The 16,799-nt window shown below is 69.6% G+C and carries 14 protein-coding genes and 1 tRNA gene; 12 read left to right on the top strand and 3 right to left on the bottom strand.

Annotated elements, in window-relative coordinates; all coding sequences use genetic code 11:
- Nucleotides 1–36: 36 nt before the first annotated feature.
- Nucleotides 37–819, bottom strand: coding sequence for a response regulator (locus tag AC0KXF_RS08755; RefSeq protein WP_473108810.1), 783 nt, complete (start codon nt 817–819; stop codon nt 37–39).
- A complete protein-coding gene (locus AC0KXF_RS08750) occupies nt 809–2,092 on the bottom strand; it encodes an ATP-binding protein (protein ID WP_473108809.1) in 1,284 nt (427 codons plus the stop codon). The genes AC0KXF_RS08755 and AC0KXF_RS08750 overlap by 11 nt, the downstream gene beginning before the upstream one ends.
- 145 nt (nt 2,093–2,237) lie before the next feature.
- On the opposite strand from AC0KXF_RS08750, the gene AC0KXF_RS08745 reads away from it, so the two are divergent.
- From AC0KXF_RS08745 to AC0KXF_RS08730, 4 genes are all read left to right on the top strand, one after another.
- A complete protein-coding gene (locus AC0KXF_RS08745; protein ID WP_473108808.1) occupies nt 2,238–3,278 on the top strand; it encodes a tripartite tricarboxylate transporter substrate binding protein in 1,041 nt (346 codons plus the stop codon).
- Nucleotides 3,275–3,889 (top strand): tripartite tricarboxylate transporter TctB family protein, encoded by a 615-nt coding sequence (locus tag AC0KXF_RS08740; protein WP_473108807.1) that lies wholly within the window; start codon nt 3,275–3,277, stop codon nt 3,887–3,889. Before AC0KXF_RS08745 ends, AC0KXF_RS08740 begins: the two co-directional genes overlap by 4 nt.
- Nucleotide 3,890: 1 nt before the next feature.
- A complete protein-coding gene (locus AC0KXF_RS08735) occupies nt 3,891–5,411 on the top strand; it encodes a tripartite tricarboxylate transporter permease (protein WP_473108806.1) in 1,521 nt (506 codons plus the stop codon).
- A 339-nt stretch (nt 5,412–5,750) separates the two neighbouring features.
- The gene (locus tag AC0KXF_RS08730) at nt 5,751–6,773 is read left to right on the top strand and encodes a CPBP family intramembrane glutamic endopeptidase (RefSeq protein ID WP_473108805.1); all 1,023 of its coding nucleotides are present in this window, start codon (nt 5,751–5,753) and stop codon (nt 6,771–6,773) included.
- A 148-nt stretch (nt 6,774–6,921) separates the two neighbouring features.
- On the opposite strand, the gene aroQ is transcribed toward AC0KXF_RS08730, so the two are convergent.
- A complete protein-coding gene (gene aroQ, locus AC0KXF_RS08725) occupies nt 6,922–7,362 on the bottom strand; it encodes a type II 3-dehydroquinate dehydratase (RefSeq protein WP_473108804.1) in 441 nt (146 codons plus the stop codon).
- 127 nt (nt 7,363–7,489) lie between these two features.
- Between aroQ and trmB the strand changes: the two genes are divergently transcribed.
- From trmB to thrB, 8 genes are all read left to right on the top strand, one after another.
- On the top strand, nt 7,490–8,236 hold the full coding sequence (gene trmB / locus AC0KXF_RS08720) for a tRNA (guanosine(46)-N7)-methyltransferase TrmB (protein WP_473108803.1): 747 nt from the start codon (nt 7,490–7,492) through the stop codon (nt 8,234–8,236).
- 54 nt (nt 8,237–8,290) lie between these two features.
- Complete coding sequence (locus tag AC0KXF_RS08715; protein WP_473108802.1) at nt 8,291–9,667, top strand: MFS transporter; 1,377 nt, start codon at nt 8,291–8,293, stop codon at nt 9,665–9,667.
- Between the two features lie 420 nt (nt 9,668–10,087).
- A tRNA-Arg gene (locus AC0KXF_RS08710) sits at nt 10,088–10,160 on the top strand.
- 103 nt (nt 10,161–10,263) lie between these two features.
- Entirely contained in the window at nt 10,264–11,934 is a 1,671-nt protein-coding gene (gene argS, locus AC0KXF_RS08705; RefSeq protein WP_473108801.1) for an arginine--tRNA ligase, read from the top strand.
- A gap of 13 nt (nt 11,935–11,947) precedes the next feature.
- Nucleotides 11,948–12,715, top strand: coding sequence for a hypothetical protein (locus AC0KXF_RS08700; protein WP_473108800.1), 768 nt, complete (start codon nt 11,948–11,950; stop codon nt 12,713–12,715).
- A 190-nt stretch (nt 12,716–12,905) separates the two neighbouring features.
- Nucleotides 12,906–14,327 (top strand): diaminopimelate decarboxylase, encoded by a 1,422-nt coding sequence (gene lysA, locus AC0KXF_RS08695; protein ID WP_473108799.1) that lies wholly within the window; start codon nt 12,906–12,908, stop codon nt 14,325–14,327.
- Between the two features lie 96 nt (nt 14,328–14,423).
- Nucleotides 14,424–15,743: a homoserine dehydrogenase gene (locus AC0KXF_RS08690; RefSeq protein WP_473108798.1), complete on the top strand. Its 1,320-nt coding sequence runs from the start codon at nt 14,424–14,426 to the stop codon at nt 15,741–15,743.
- The gene (gene thrB / locus AC0KXF_RS08685) at nt 15,740–16,678 is read left to right on the top strand and encodes a homoserine kinase (RefSeq protein ID WP_473108797.1); all 939 of its coding nucleotides are present in this window, start codon (nt 15,740–15,742) and stop codon (nt 16,676–16,678) included. Before AC0KXF_RS08690 ends, thrB begins: the two co-directional genes overlap by 4 nt.
- Nucleotides 16,679–16,799 lie beyond the last annotated feature (121 nt).

The following is a 16,799-nucleotide window of genomic DNA, read 5'->3' as shown; positions in this document are numbered from 1 at the left end:
GGAAAGATTAGCGCGAGCCGCCGACATCGCACTTCTTCATTCCTGATCGTCCCCGACGGGGGAGGGGGCCAGCCGGTAGAGCACCTCCGGTCGACCGCGCTTGCCGTAGCGATGCGCCAGGTCGATGGTGCCCTCCGAGACGAGGTAGTCGAGGTAGCGCCGCGCGGTCGCCCGGGAGATCGTGCAGCGCTCGGCGAGCTCCGCGGCCGAGATCGCGGAGACGGGGTCGAGGGCTTCGACGACGCGCGTGAGCGTCACCTCGGAGAGCCCCTTCGGCAGTCTGGGCGGGGTCGTCGAGGGCAGGGGAGGCGCGGATCCGGCGGCTCTCCGCGAGCTGCGCGCCGATGCGGCCGGCAGCCGGATCCTACCCGTCGAGAGCAGCCGGTCGATCTCGCCCTGGCCGAGGGGCCGTTCCCGCTCGTTGTGCTCGCGCGCCCGCCGTTCGGCACGGTAGACCCGCAACCGCTCCTGCAGGGCCTCCTGCGTGAAGGGCTTCACCAGATACCCGACGACGTGCGCCGCGAGCGCCTGGCGCACGGTGATCTGATCCCGGGACGAACTGATCACGAGTACATCGGGGGACCGCGATCCGAATGTGCGCAGCTGGTGCAGGACCTCGATGCCGCTGATGTCGGGGAGGCGCATGTCGAGCAGGATCAGGTCGACGCCCCCGCGCAGTCCGCGGTCGATCGCGGCCTCGCCCAGCCCGACCGTGCCGGCCAGCGCGAATCCGGGCGTGCCCGAGACGAAGCGCCCGTGCAGGGAGCGTGCGCCCGGATCGTCGTCGACGACGAGCACGCGGATCGGCTTAGCTGCCATGATCGCGCCCTCCGCTCTTCATCATGTCCATCTCGAACGAGAAGCGGGCACCGCCCCACTCCGACCTCCCGAGCTCGACCGATCCGCCCCGCGAAGCGACTGTTCGCCGCACGAGGTCCAGCCCGAGCCCGCGGCCGACCCCCGAAGGGTCGGGCTTCGAGGAGTACCCGCGGGTGAAGATCCGCTCCGCGGCTCGGGGGTCCACGCCCGGACCGTCGTCGTCCACCGCACCGAACAGGCGCCGGGAGCGCTGCACGAGCGAGCAGCGCACGCGTGAGGCACCCGCCTCGCCGGCGTTGCGGCAGAGATTCGCGATCACGAGCACGGCATCGCGATCGATCTCCTCGGAGACCTCGATCCGCGTCTCGATCCGCGCCCCGAGCGCCCCGAGTTCGGCCCGCAGCGCCTCGACGGTCGCGCGCAGCAGCGGCTGCCCGGGCAGCACTCCGTCGCCACCGCCCTCGGTGAGCACGGGGGCGGCGTCATCGATGTAGTCGAGCGCCTCTTGCACATCGCCGTGCGAGACGAGGCCGTGGATCACGTGCAGGCGCGTGTGGAACTCGTGGGTCTGCTCGCGGAGCGCCGCCGCCGTGCGCCGCACCCGCTCGTGCTCGCGGGCGGCGTCGGCGAGACGGCGGAACCGTCGCTCCAGGCCCGCCGCGAGCAGCGAGCTCGCCAGGGTCCCCAGCACCAGCGCGCCGAGCGCCCACGGCAGCAGCTGCCCCAGGGACTCGTCGTGCTCGGCCGAGATGTGCGACTCGAGGATGCCCACCGAGAGGGTGCCGATCACCCTGCTCCCGTCTCCGCCCTCGCGCACCGGCACCTTCGCGCGCAGCGTCGTTCCGAGAGTTCCGGTCTCGGTTCCGAGGAACTCCTCGCCCGCGAGCACCCTGGACGAGTCCGTCGACACGGGCCTGCCGCGCTCGGCCGGGGTGGGGTGGGTGATCCGGATCCCGGATGCATCGGTGATGACGATGTAGTCGACGCCCGAGGCGTGCTCCACCACATCGGCCAGCGGCTGCAACTCCGCAGTGGCGCGCTCACGGCCGCTCTCGGGATCGGCCGTCGCGATCCTCAGCGCCTCCCGCACCTGGCTCAGCTCGGCGAGCGTGACCGCCACCTCCCTCACCCGCTCGCCCGTCGCGGTGCGCAGGCTCCGCTCCTGCACCGACACGGCTATGGCCGTGGTGATGCCCACCGAAGCGAGCACGATGAGGCTCGGCAGCAGCAGGATCGCGATTCGCATCGCGACGGGTCTCACCCGTGTCGACACCAGGCCACCTCCTCGGAGTCCGCGGCTCGGATCGTGAGCATCAATGAGCACAAAGGCCCGGTGCCGGGGTGAACCGGCCGGACCGTCTGTACATTCTAGTGACTACGTCAGATGACAACGGAGTCTGCACAGAGGAGTGAAATCAATGACGGCAGCATCAGCGGAGCCCGCTCAGGCACCGCCCCCGGAACAGCGGACGGGGAAGCGCACGGGCAGAGTCATCGGGAGGGTGATCGGCGGGGCCATCGCGGTGGCCGCCGTCGGCTTCGCCTCGTACGGGTCGATCAGCTCGGCGGCGCTCGGATCCGACATCCGCAATTCGATGACCGTCATCGCGCCCGCAGCCGCCGGTGGCGGATGGGACGGCGTGGCCCGCGAGATGCAGCAGGCCATGAAGGCGAACGGCATCGTGAACAACGTGCAGGTGGTCAACATGCCCGGCGCCGGCGGCACCATCGCGCTCGGAAACCTCTCGGTGCTCTCGGGACAGCCGAACAACATCATGGTCGGCGGCACCGGCCTGCTCGCAGCGACGATCCAGTTCGACTCGGCCGCGACCCTCGACGACGTCACGCCGCTCGCGACCATCGTCGAGGAGTACGACGTCATCGTCGTGCCGGCCGACTCGCCCTACGAGACCCTCGGCGACCTGGTCGAGGCCTGGCGCGACGATCCGAAAGCCCTGCCGTGGTCGGGCGGCGGATCCTTCGACCAGCTCGTGATCACCGATCTCGCGCTCGCCGCGGGCATCGATCCGGTCGACCTCACCTACATCCCGTCCGACGGCGGCGGCGAGGCGATCCAGGCCATGCTCAACGGCACCGTCGCGGCGGCAGCGGGCGGTTACCCCGACAACATCGATCAGATCGAGTCGGGCCGTCTCCGCGCGCTCGCGCTGGTCGCCCCCGAGCGGGTCGACGGTATCGATATCCCGACCGCCCGCGAGCAGGGCTACGACATCACCCTCACCAACTGGCGCTCGCTCTCCGCGCCGGCGGGTTTGAGCGACGACGACCGCGAGGCGCTCGTCGACCTGGTGCTCGAGACCGTCGAGACCCCCGAGTGGGACGGTGCGATGGAGCGCTACCACTGGACCGAGAAGCTGCTCACCGGCGACGAACTCGAAGAGTTCCTCGGGGAGGAGCACGAACGCATCGCGCAGCTGTACAGGGAGATGGGGCAATGACGCACTCGAACAATCCCACCGCCGTCTCGGCGGTCATGGGCGAAGAGCTCGAGATCGGGCGGGAGAATCCCGGCGCCGCGCTGCTCAAGCAGCTCGTCATGCCGGCGATCCTCGTCGCCTTCGCCACCTATCTGCTCATCGGCATCCTCACGATGCGGGTACCCGAGGGCGTTGTCTTCCCCGGACCCCGGTTCTTCCCGTCGATCATCTCCGCGGGGCTCTACCTGTTCGCAGTGCTGCTGGTCGTGCGGGCCCTGCGGGATCGCGCCGAGGCCGCCGCGTCCGTCGAGCGCTCGGCCGCGGAGATCGAGCTGCTCACCGACGAGGAGATCGCCGCGCTCGAAGCGCAGGCCTCGAAACGAGTCGGTATCGACTGGCGCTCCATGGCGTGGATCGTCGGCTCGTTCATCGGATTCGCGCTGCTGCTGCCCTTCCTGGGATGGATCGTCGGGGCCGCGCTGCTGTTCTGGTGCGTGGCACGCGCCTTCGGGTCCGAACGACCGATCTTCAACCTCGTCGTCGGTCTGACCGCGAGCTCGCTCGCCTACATCGCGTTCGACATGCTGCTCGGCCTCACGCTGCCGTCCGGCATCCTCGGTTGGGGGTTCTGACATGGATACGCTGCAACTCCTGGCAGAGGGTTTCGCGGGAGCCCTCACCTGGCAGAACCTGCTCTGGGTGGTGATCGGCTGCCTGCTCGGCACCGCGGTCGGCGTCATGCCCGGCCTCGGATCGTCGATGGCGGTCGCGCTGCTGCTGCCCATGACCTTCGCACTCGAGCCCACTGCGGCCTTCATCATGTTCTCCGGAGTGTACTTCGGCGGGCTCTTCGGAGACTCGACGATGAGCATCCTCATGAACATGCCCGGGCAGGCCTCGGCGATCGCCTCGACGTTCGAGGGACACAAGATGGCGCTCGACGGCAGAGCCGCCCAAGCGCTTGCCACTGCGGCGATCGGCGCGTTCGTCGGAGGCTTCCTCGCGTCGATCGCGGTCGTCTTCATGGCGCCTGCGCTCGCCGACTTCTCGACGCAGTTCGGCCCCGCCGAGTTCTTCGCGCTCGCGCTCTTCGCCTTCGTCGCGACCTCATCGGTGGTCACCGACAACCCCGTGAAGGGCCTCTCGTCGCTCTTCATCGGGCTCGGGATCGCGGTGATCGGCGTCGACGGCATCTCGGGTGCGCCCCGCTTCACGATGGACTCGCCCAACCTCTTCGACGGAGTCTCCCTCGTGACGGTGACGGTGGCGGTGCTGGCTCTCGGCGAGGTCATCTACGTCGCGTGCCTCGAGCGGCACATCGGCGGCGGCAAGCTCATCAGGCCCAAGGGCCGCCCGTGGCTGTCGGGCCGCGAGTTCCGCGAAGCGCTGCCGGCCTGGCTGCGCGGTACGGCGATCGGCATGCCCTTCGGCGTCGTGCCCGCCGGCGGGTCGGAGATCCCGACCTTCCTGGCCTTCGGCCTCGAGAAGAAGCTCGATGCGCGCCGCAAGAACCCGCAGTTCGGCAAGGGCGCGATCCGCGGTCTCGCAGCCCCCGAGGCCGCGGGCAACTCGACGACGGGCATGGCGATGGGCGCGCTGCTCGCCCTCGGCCTGCCGATCTCGGCGACCGCGGCCATCATGCTCGCGGCCTTCCGCCAGTACGGGCTGCAGCCGGGCCCGCTGCTGTTCGAGCGCTCGTCCGAGCTGGTGTGGGCGCTGCTCGCGAGCTTCTTCATCGCGATGATCGTGCTGCTGATCCTCAACCTGCCGTTCGCGATGGTGTGGGCGAAGCTGCTGCTGATCCCGCGACCCTACCTGTACGCGGGCATCACGATGGTCTGCGCCCTCGGCATCTACGCCACCTCGGGCAAGACCTTCGACCTCATGCTGCTGCTCGCGGTCGGCCTCGTCGGCTTCGTGATGCGCGCCGTCGACTTCCCGCTCGCGCCGCTCATCATCGGCATGGTGCTCGGCCCGCTCGCCGAGACGAGTCTGCGCGACGCCGCGATGAGTGCGAACGGCGACTTCTCGGTGCTGGTGCAGGGGCCGATTCCGATCACCCTCTACGCCCTGCTGCTGCTCGTGATCGCGTTCGCCGTGCGCGGCAAGGTGGTCGAGCGGCGCCGTGCCAAGCAGCTCGCGTCGGTGAGCTGAGGGGCGCGCGGGCTGCGGCGGGCTGGTTGCGTCTGCGGCGGGGGCTGGTTGCGTCTGCGGCGGTCCGCCTGACAGGTCGAAAAGGGCTCCGATCCACGTGGATCGGAGCCCTTTTCGACCTTTCGGCGCGGCCTCTCGAGGGGCGGGTCGATCGCACCCTGAGCTGGTCGAAGCGAACGCAGGATCCGGCCCCGATCCTCCTCGAGATACGAATTTCGCACCCTTGGACGCGGAAGGAGCTGCGAGATCCGTATCTCGAGCAGGGTGCCCGGGTCTCGGGCGAGCCGGCGACGTGACTGCGACATGACCCAGGGGACGGAGCGCCGTTACGCTGGGAGGGTGAACGCAGGGGGAGGATCGGTGCAGCCGGCACGCTCGCGGGCGATCGAGCCGCTGAGCCTGGCCGCGGCGCTCCTCGTCGTGCTCGCGGCCCCGGCGTTCTTCGTGCTCGAACTGCCGTTGCTCGGCTTCGCCCTGCTGGCCGCGGGGTTGCTCGTCGCATGGACGGGGTCGCGGGGCGTGGCGGTCACGGGCGCTGAGCGAGGATCGGCTGCGGGATCGGGACCATGGGCGGGATCCGGACCCGCGGGAGCCGCGCTGGGATCGGGATCCGGATCGGGATCCCGATCCGCACCGCGCCCGCCGAGTCTGCTGCGCGACCTCTCGCTCATCGCGATCGGCCTCGCGATCGTGCGCAGCATCCCGCTCGCAGCCGAGCTCGACGACTGGTCGATGGTGAAGTTCACGCTCGCCCTCGGCGGGGCGGTCGCGGTGCCGTACGTCGTCTCCCGGTGGGTGTATCGGGATCGCGCGACCGGGTTCCCCTGGCGCGGGCGCGCCCGCGGTGCCGCACACGGCGGCAGCCTACGGAGCGAAGCGAGAGGTGGCGGGGGCAGGCGCTGGGGCCTGCTGCACTGGTCATGGCTCGCGGCGGTGCTCGTGCTGGGCTGGCTGATCCTGCCCTGGTACTTCATCAGCTCGGGTGTCTACCTCAACTGGCCCGACGTCGATGACGCCGACCTCATCGCCCGACTCTTCGTCGGCGTCGGAGCGGTCGGCATCTGGGACGAGCTCTTCTTCATCTGCACCGTATTCGCCGTGCTGCTGCGGCACTTCCCGGCGTGGACCGCGAACCTGCTGCAGGCCGTGGTCTTCGTGTCGTTCCTCTGGGAGCTCGGCTACCGCGCCTGGGGGCCGCTGCTCACGATCCCGTTCGCGCTCGTGCAGGGGTACATCTTCCTGCGCACGCACTCGCTCGCCTATGTCGTGACGGTGCACCTGCTGTTCGACGCGGTCGTGTTCGCGGTATTGGTCCACGCCCACAATCCGCAGCTGTTCGATGTGTTCGTGACGGTGCCGTAACGGATTGTGGGCCCGATCCCGCTGCTCGCTCGAGTGAGACAGCCCATTCTTATCGAGCCGGCCTACGATTCACGCAACTTTCGGGCTGGTTCGATAGGAATGGGCCGCCTCGATCCTCAAGCCACCGCCCGCGCGGGAGACGTCCGGATCAGCCCGCCGTCAGCGCCGCCAGTCGTCGCACCGCGAACTCGTAGCCCTGCACCCCGCAGCCCACGATCACGCACTGCGCGATGCCCGAGATATAGGAATGGCTGCGGAACTCCTCGCGCGCGTGCACGTTGGAGATGTGCACCTCGGCGACGGGAAGCGCGACCCCTGTCAGCGCGTCGCGCAGCGCGATCGAGGTATGCGTGAAGGCTCCGGGGTTGATGATGATCGCGGTGCAGTCCTCGCGGGCCGCGTGGATGGCGTCGATGAGCTCGCCCTCGTGGTTGCTCTGGATCGCGCGCACCTCGAAGCCGAAGTCGGACGCGATGCGTGAGACGAGCGCCTCGACGTCTTCGAGGGTCTCCTCGCCGTAGATCTCGGGTTCGCGCGTGCCGAGCAGGTTGAGGTTCGGGCCGTTCACCAGGAGAAGTCGTCTGGACATGGGTCGTTCCCTCCGCTTCGAAGTGTTCTACCCATGGTACCGCCGCAGGACTGTTCGCGGTCAGTCGTTCTCGCGATGCGGATGCGGGGAGAATCCGGGATCGCCGACCGTGGGCTACCGTAGACGGGTGACCGACCAGCAGCCCCTGCCTCACAAGAGTTTCGACCCCACCACCTTCCGCGATAAGCCGGTGTCTTTCGTGCGCCGCAGCGGGCGCATGACGCCCTCGCAGACGCGGGCGTGGGAGGAGTACCGCGAGAAGTACGTGCTCGACATCGCGCACGGGCCGGCCGCGACGAGCGTGGCCGACGGGGTGACGGGCGATCCCGAGCAGATCTTCGGCAGGAAGGCGCCGCTCGTGGTCGAGGTCGGATCCGGACAGGGCCACGCGATCCTGCACGCCGCCGAGCACCGTCGCGACACCGACTTCCTCGCCATCGAAGTGTTCCGTGCCGGGCTCGCCCGCACCATGATCCGCGCCGAGCTCGCGAAGCTCGACAACCTCCGCCTCGCCGAGGTCAACGCGCCCGAGCTGCTCGAGAAGTATCTGCCGGCGGGTTCGGTCGACGAGATCTGGGTGTTCTTCCCCGATCCCTGGAAGAAGGAGCGCCACAAGAAGCGGCGACTCGTCAGCGCCGACTTCGCGTGCATCGCGCACCGCGCGCTGAAGCCCGGGGGCGTGCTGCGACTCGCGACCGACTGGGAGGACTACGCCGTGCAGATGCGCGAGGTGCTCGATGCCGCCGACGGCTTCGAGCGCGGTTTCGAGGGGGAGTGGGCGGATCGCTTCGACGGACGCGTGCTCACCGCCTTCGAGCAGAAGGGCGCCGAGAAGGGGCGCCAGATCCGGGACTTGAACTACCTCCGCGTATGAATGTCCGGGGCCCGCTCCCATTGAATGGCGGAGGCCCGCTCTAACATGTGAACCATGAGCGAAACCCATCCCTCCCTGTCGCAGCGTCTCGACGCGCTGCCCTTCACCCGCAAGCACGGGCGCGTGCTCACGGGATCGGGCCTCGGGTGGGCGCTCGACGCCATGGATGTCGGCCTCATCTCGTTCATCATCGCGGCGCTGGTCGAGCACTGGGGCATCTCGAAGGGGGAGAGCGGCCTGATCGCCTCGATCGGCTTCCTGGGCATGGCGATCGGCGCGAGCCTCGGCGGTCTGCTCGCCGACCGGTTCGGCCGGCGCCAGGTGTTCGCGCTCACGCTGCTGGTCTACGGCGCGGCCACGGGGGCGAGCGCACTCGTAGGCGGTATCGCTCTGCTGCTCGTACTGCGGTTCTTCGTCGGGCTGGGGCTCGGCGCCGAGCTGCCCGTGGCGTCCACCTATGTGAGTGAGTTCGCGCCGGCGCGCATCCGCGGCCGGCTCATCGTGATCCTCGAGGCCTTCTGGGCTGTGGGGTGGACCGCTGCGGCGCTGATCGGCTACTTCGTGGTGCCGGCCTCGGAGAACGGGTGGCGCTGGGCTTTCGCGCTCGGGGCGATCCCCGCCGTGTACGCGTTGATCGTGCGCTGGGGCCTGCCAGAGTCGCCGCGGTGGCTGGCCGGACGCGGGCGTGCGGCCGAAGCCGAGCGGATCGTGGGCGAGTTCGAGTCGTCTGCGGTCAGGGCCGGTCAGGCTGTCGAGCCCGGTTCGCATGCCGAGCCCGGTGGGCATGCCGAACCGGTTGAAGCGCGCGAACCGGCGCATCGGCTCGGCGCTCGCTCACGGCTCGGCGGACTCTGGTCGGCGGAGTTCCGACTGCGCACGGCCTCGATCTGGCTGGTCTGGTTCTGCGTGAACTTCGCCTACTACGGCGCTTTCATCTGGATCCCGAGCATCCTCGTCGACGCCGGCTTCGACCTCGTGCGCTCGTTCGGATTCACGCTGATCATCACGCTCGCGCAGCTCCCCGGCTACGCGGTCGCGGCGTGGCTCATCGAGGTGTGGGGCAGGCGGCTGACGCTGTCGCTCTTCCTCATGGGGTCAGCGGTTTCGGCCGTGATCTTCGGCACGGTCCACGCGGAGGGTGCGATCATCGCCTCGGGCATGGCGCTCTCCTTCTTCAACCTCGGAGCCTGGGGCGCGCTCTACGCGGTCACCCCCGAGATCTACCCGACCTCGCTGCGGGGTACGGGGGCGGGTTGGGCCGCGGGTGTGGGGCGCATCGCCTCGATCGTCGCTCCGCTGCTGGTGCCGCTCATGCTGGCTGCGGGCGGGGCCGGGCTCACCTTCGCGGTGTTCGCGGTGTTCTTCGTGGTCGCGGCCGGGGCGACCTGGGGCCTCGTTGATCGCCGGGGCGAGGCCCTCGACGATCGGTAGTCGGCGAGCGTCACGTTCCCCGACCGACTGCGCTGTCGTCAACCCACGCACGCCGTCAGAGCTGCAGCGCGGGCGCCGCAATCAGCCAGCGCCGCGGAGGACGCCGGGCGCCGCGATCAGTCGCTGCAGCGGCAACGCTCGGCCTGGGGCACCCCGGCCAGGGCCTCCTCGACGTGCTCGCCGCAGCCCACCCAGGTCGGCTTGTTGCAGCTCTGGCAGGTCACTCGCTGGCACATGGTGGTTCTCCTTCGGGGTTTCGATCGACGTTCTCGCGATCGATCCGGATCGCAGAATCCATTGTGCCGGGTGAAGATGCGTGCCGGCTGCTCACTCCCGTCCTGCGTCCCCGCTGAAGGAGACCCCGGGGTGGCACGGCGCACCCCCGGAAGTGCGCTAGGCTAGTCGGCGTTGCCAGTGCTCGCCTCCGTAGCTCAGGGGATAGAGCGCCGGTTTCCGGTACCGTAGGTCGGGGGTTCGAATCCCTCCGGGGGCACGAAAGCAACAGAGAAGGCCCGGTCAGAACGAGTTTCTGGCCGGGCCTTCCGTATTTCTCAGTGAATTCGCCCCCGCAGGCGGGCGGAGTAGACTGGTCGCTTGTGACGCCACAAGAACTCGCCCTCGCCCTCGCCCGCATCCTGACCGACATCGTCGCCGCTCGCGGTGCCGATATCGAGGTCACCGAGCAGGACACGCAGGTGGAGCGCCCGAAGAACCGGGATCACGGCGACTGGGCCTCGAACGCTGCGATGAAGTTCGCGAAGCGGATCGGCACGAACCCTCGCGAACTCGCCGAGGAGATCGTCGAGCGCGCTGGGGCGATCGAGGGTGTGGCGAAGGCCGAGGTCGCCGGCCCCGGCTTCATCAACATCACCCTCGACGCCGCGAGCGCGGGTGAGACCGCTCGTCGCGTGGTCGAGCAGGGCGAGGCCTACGGCCGCAGCGATGTGCTCGCGGGCCAGCGGATCAACCTCGAGTTCGTGAGCGCCAACCCCACCGGGCCGCTGCACATGGGCCACACCCGCTGGGCGGCTCTCGGCGACTCGACGGCGCGGGTGCTGCGCGCCGCGGGCGCGGATGTGACGAGCGAGTACTACATCAACGACGCGGGCGCGCAGATGAACAAGTTCGGCCGCTCCGTGCTGGCGGCCGCGCTCGGCGAGGAGGCCCCGGAGGACGCCTACCCCGGCGAGTACATCCAGTCGCTCGGCGCGCAGGTGCGCGAGCGGATCCCGGATCTCGCCGAACTCGCCGAGAGCGACCGCGAGGCCGCTCTCGAGCAGGCCCAGGAGCTCGCCTACCAGTTGCAGCTCGCTGAGATCAAGGATTCGCTCGAGCGCTTCAACGTGCATTTCGACGTGTTCTTCTCGGAGCGCACGCTGCATGCACAGGGCGAGAACGGCGAGCCGAGCCCCATCGAGGCCGCGATCGACCGGCTGCGCGAGCAGGGCCACGTCTACGACGAGGACGACGCGGTGTGGGTGCGCACGACCGCATTCGGCGACGACAAGGATCGCGTGTTCACCCGCGGCAACGGCATTTATACCTACTTCGCCGCCGACGCCGCCTACTACCTCTCGAAGATGGACCGCGGCTTCGGCGAGAAGATCTACCTGCTGGGCGCCGACCACCACGGCTACATCGGGCGTCTCACCGCGATCGCCGGCGCCGCGGGCGACAACATCGAGACCGACGTCACCGTGCTCATCGGCCAGCTCGTTAACCTCAACGGCGCGCGCCTCTCGAAGCGGGCGGGCAACATCATCGAGCTCGACGATCTGCTCGAGTGGTTGGGCAGCGACGCGCTGCGCTACTGGCTCGCGCGCTATCCCGCCGATTCGCCGCTCTCCCTCGATGGCGAGAAGCTGCGCAGCCGCACCAATGACAACCCGGTCTTCTACGTGCAGTACGCGCACGCCCGCACCTGCGCGGTCGACCGCAACGCGGCAGCGGCCGGTGTGGATCGCAGCGCCTTCGCACCCGAGCTGCTCACGCATCAGACCGAGACCGACCTGCTCGGCAAGCTGCAGCAGTACCCGGGCATCGTGGCCGGCGCCGCCGAGCTGCGCGAGCCGCATCGCGTGGCGCGCTTCCTCGAGGAGCTCGCCGCCGCGTACCACCGCTGGTACGACAACTGCCGCGTGATCCCGATGGGTGAGGAGCCCGTCGAGGATCTGCACCGCACCCGGCTCTGGCTGAACGACGCGGCCGGCCAGGTGCTGCGCAACGGCCTCGATCTGCTCGGCGTCTCCGCTCCCGAGCGACTGTAGGCCTGCGATCGACGTGAAGGCCGAACGCAAGCCCCGGTGGTGGCTCCGGATTCTCAGCGCGATCCTCGCGATCGCGGTGCTGGGCGGTGCGGTGGAGTTGGTGCTCCGCGCGATCTCGCCCGGGATCGTCGCCGACTCGGTGCGCGAGGGGCTCGGTCTCACGCCGGATCATCCCGTCGAGGTCTCGCTGTCGGGTTCTTCACTGCTGAACGCTTTGCGCGGCGGGATCGGCGGGGTGACTGTGACGGTGCCCGACGCGCCCCTGCTCGAGGGCGTCTCCGCTGATGGGACGGTGCGGGCGAGCTTCGTGCCGTTCGATCCGACCCAGGGTGAAATCCGTGACGGTACCGCGGAGCTGAGGGTCGACAAGGAGCAGCTCGGATCCGTGGTGAGCCTGCTCACGCAGGGCGTCGCGCAGACGGGCGAGGTGCGCGACGGTTCGCTCGTCGTCGGCCGCACTCTCGAGCTGTTCGGTCAGCAGGTACCGATCACGGCGTCTCTCGGAATCAGGGTCACCGAGGACGGCGAGGTCGAGGTGGAGCCGCGCGGTGCCGCGGCTGCGGGGTTCGACTTGAACGCCGATCAGCTCGCGGATGTCGGCGGGGGCATTTTGCGTCCGCTGCTCGAGACGCAGACGGTCTGCGTGCGGGGCAATCTCCCCGCGGGCGTGGAGCTCACGGGGATCTCGCTGTCGAGTACGGGATCCGCATCCATCACCGCGGATCTCGCTCCGCGCATCCTCTCCGACCCGGCCGAGCAGCAGCCCGGCAGCTGCGAGTAGCGGGCAGTCCGCTGCGGCGTCGATCCCGGTCGCATACAGCATCGGCACTGTCGTCCCGCTAAACTGGAGCGGTCCGTTCCGAGGTGTTCCTCCGTTCGCAGGCTTCAGGGGCCAATCCGGGTCCGCTCGCCGGTTGCCGTCAGGCTGATCGAGCGTCGACGGATCCGAAAGAATCCCTGAGGAGTGAAGCATGACCACAGCCGCACCAGGCAGCGACCTCAACGCCGTCGACCCTCGGGTGTTCCCCCCGTCGGCGCGCCGCGGGAGCCGGTGCGGTGAATTGAAGCTCGCCGGGATCCCGGCCACCGAGCTCACAGCGAAGCACGGTTCGCCGCTGTACGTCGTCGATGAGCAAGCAGCTCGGGATCGCGCTCGTGAGGTGCGCGAGGCGCTGCAGCGCGAGGCCGCGCGCGTCGGCACGGAGGCCACCGTCTACTACGCAGGGAAGGCATTCCTCTGCGTCGAGGTGGCCCGCTGGATGGACGAGGAGGGCCTCGCCGTCGATGTCGCGAGCGGGGGTGAGCTCGCCGTCGCGCTCGCAGCGGGCGTCGATCCCTCAAAGATCGGCTTCCACGGCAATAACAAGTCCGAGCGCGAGATCACGCGCGCCGTCGATGCCGGAGTCGGCACGATCATCATCGACAGCGAGATCGAGACGGAGCGAATCGCCGCGGCCGCGAGCGCGGCCGGTCGACGGCAGCGGGTGCGTCTGCGGGTCAACAGCGGAGTGCACGCCTCCACTCACGACTTCCTCGCGACCTCGCACGAGGATCAGAAGTTCGGCCAGCCGCTCGGCGACGCGCCTCGCCTGGTCGAGGCGATCCTCGCCCACGAGAGCCTCGAGTTCGTCGGCCTGCACTGCCATATCGGCTCCCAGATCTTCGCGACCGACGGTTTCCGCGAGTCGGCTCGGAGGTTGCTCGGCGTCTACCCCGAGCTCGAGCGGCTCGTCGGCGCACCGATCCCCGAGTTGAACCTCGGCGGCGGTTTCGGCATCGCCTACACGAGCGAGCAGGCCGATGAGGCGCCGAGGATCGCCGATATCGCGCGGGAGCTGGCCGACATCGTCGCCGCGAGCGCCCGGGAGTTCGGCGTCGCGGTGCCGAAGCTCGCGTTCGAGCCGGGGCGCTCGATCATCGGTCAGTCGGGGGTGACGCTCTACACCGTCGGAACAACCAAGGAGGTGGCGCTCGCCGGTTCGGACGCGGCTGCCGATCCCGCGGACCTCGGCTGCTCCTCGCGCCTCTACGTGAGCGTCGACGGCGGCATGAGCGACAACGCCCGCCCCGCCCTCTACGGCGCCGACTACCAGGTGCGCCTGGCGAATCGATCGAGCGATGCCGATCCGGCGCTCGTGCGCGTGGTCGGCAAGCACTGCGAATCGGGCGATGTCGTGGTGCAGCGCGACGTGCTGCCCGGCGACGTGCGTCCGGGCGACACGCTCGCCGTGGCGGCCACGGGAGCCTACTGCTGGTCGCTCGCGAGCAACTACAACTACGTGCCTCGACCCCCGGTGGTCGCGGTGCGCGAGGGAGCCTCGCGCATCATCGTGCGCGGTGAGACCGAGGACGAGCTGCTCGCGAAGAGCGTCGTCACGACCCCCTCACCATGAATGTCGGAGGTCGCCCGCAGACTGCTCTCACGGGCCGGCGGCCTCCGAACCTTGACAGTCGAACAGAAGCATTCTCGAACGAAACGGAGATACGAAGTGAACGAGTACCGTGATCTGAGGGTCGCGCTGCTGGGCTGCGGCTCGGTCGGCGCACAGGTGGCCCGGCTCATCCTCGAGCACGGCGACGAGCTCGCCGCGCGCGTCGGCGCGCGCCTCGTTCTGGCCGGGATCGCAGTGCGCAGCGTCGAAGCGAAGCGCGACGTCGAACTCCCCGCGGAGCTCTTCACCACCGACGCAGAGCGCCTCGTGCAGGGCGCCGACATCGTGATCGAGCTCATGGGCGGCATCGAACCGGCGCGGTCTCTGATCCTGCAGGCGCTGCAGGGCGGCGCCGACGTGGTCACCGCCAACAAGGCGCTGATCGCCGCCCACGGGCCCGAGCTCTCCGACGCCGCCGAGCAGGTCGGCGCGCAGCTGTCGTACGAGGCCGCTGTCGCCGCGGCCATCCCGATCCTGCGCCCGCTGCGCGAGAGCCTCGCCGGCGACCACATCACGAGCGTGCTCGGGATCGTCAATGGCTCGACCAACTACATCCTCGACCGCATGGACCGCTTCGGAGACAGTGCGGAGGACGCGGCGCGCGTCGCGAGCGAACTCGGCTATCTCGAGGCGGACCCGACCCTCGACGTCGAGGGCTACGACGCGGCGCAGAAGGCGACGATCCTCGCGAGCATCGCCTTCCACACCGAGGTGCCCGTCGAAGCCGTGTACCGCGAGGGCATCACGGGCATCACAGCCGAGCAGATCGAGGCCGCGAAGAACGCGGGCTACGTGATCAAGCTGCTCGCGATCGCCGAGCGGCTCACCTCCTCGGAGGGCGTCGACGGCGTCTCGGCGCGCGTCTACCCGGCGCTCATCCGCCGAGACCACCCGCTCGCCGCCGTGCACGAGGGCAAGAACGCGGTGTTCGTCGAAGCCGAGGCCGCGGGGGAGCTTATGTTCTACGGAGCCGGAGCCGGGGGCGCGGAGACCGCGTCGGCCGTGCTGGGCGACCTCGTCTCCGCTGCCCGGCGCCACGTCGCGGGCGGCCCGGGCATCGCCGGATCGCAGCACGCCGACCTCCCGATCCTTCCGGTGGGCGAGGTCAATACCGCCTATCAGGTGATGCTCGAGGTGCGGGACGAGCCGGGCGTGCTCGCGGCGATCGCCGGTATTCTCGCCGAGCACGGCGTGTCGGCCGCGAGCGTCGAGCAGACCGCAGCGCAGGGCGCAGGCGATCAGGCGGCTCGCGCCGCGCTCGTCATCGGCACCCACGTCGCCCGGGAGGCCGACCTCGCGGCGACCGTGGAGGCGCTTCGCTCCTCCGAGATGGTCATCGAGGTCACCAGCGTGCTGCGTCTCGAGGGCAACGCGTGAGCGGCTCCAGCGCTCAGCGCGCCGTGCGCGTCCGCGTGCCGGCGACCAGCGCGAACCTGGGGCCGGGCTTCGACACGCTGGGCATCGCCCTCGCCTACGGCGACGAGTTGACCGCGGTGACCCGCGAGGCACCGGGCGCCACGGTGCACGTCACCGGCGTCGGTGAGGGGGAGGTGTCGACCGATGCCTCCAACCTGGTCGTGCGCTCGGCGGCGCACGTCTTCGAGCGGCTGGGCCGCGCCGTGCCCGGCCTCGAGCTCACGGCGCACAACCGCATTCCGCACGGTCGCGGCATGGGCTCCTCGGGCTCGGCGATCGTCGCCGGTGTGATGGTCGCCGCGGGGTTGCTGCAGAGCGACCCCGTCGACCCGGTCGAGCTGAGCGAGGAGCAACTGCTCGCGTTCGCGACCGAGCTCGAGGGGCACCCCGACAATGTCGCACCCGCGCTCTTCGGCGGTCTCACCATCGCGTGGACCACCCCGGAAGGGCCGCGGTTCAAGCGGCTCATGGTGCACCGCGGTGTGGCACCGCTGGTGCTCGTGCCCAGCTTCACGATGTCGACCGAGCTCGCGCGCAGCCTGCAGCCGAAGCAGGTGCCTCACGAGGACGCGGTGTTCAACGTCTCGCGCTCCGCGCTACTGATCGCCGCGCTCACGCAGAGCCCCGAGCTGCTGCTCGAGGCGACGGAGGATCGGCTGCATCAGAACTACCGGGGCGATGCGATGCCCGCGACCCGGGATCTGATCGGCGAGCTGCGCGAGGCGGGGCATCCGGCAGTCGTGTCGGGGGCGGGGCCCTCGATCCTGGTGCTCTCGAACGGGCCGGCGGACCGACTGCGAGCGGTCGACCTCGTCGAAGCGGAGCACAGCGATTGGCAGGCGCTGATCCTCGCCGTCGACACGAAGGGTGCTACAGTGGAGGCGATCCCCGCCTAGCAATCATGCGGGCGAGCAGTCGGTGCGCATCGCGTTCTCGCTCCTCGCTCGTGGCCGGTGGATCATTCCCTCACCGAGACGACAGGTCCGGTGATCCCGAAGCACAGTCTGTGCACCACCG

This window comes from Leucobacter holotrichiae (assembly GCF_055791005.1).
Note: the sequence above shows the minus strand (reverse complement) of the source record. Positions and strands in the feature narration are given on the sequence as shown.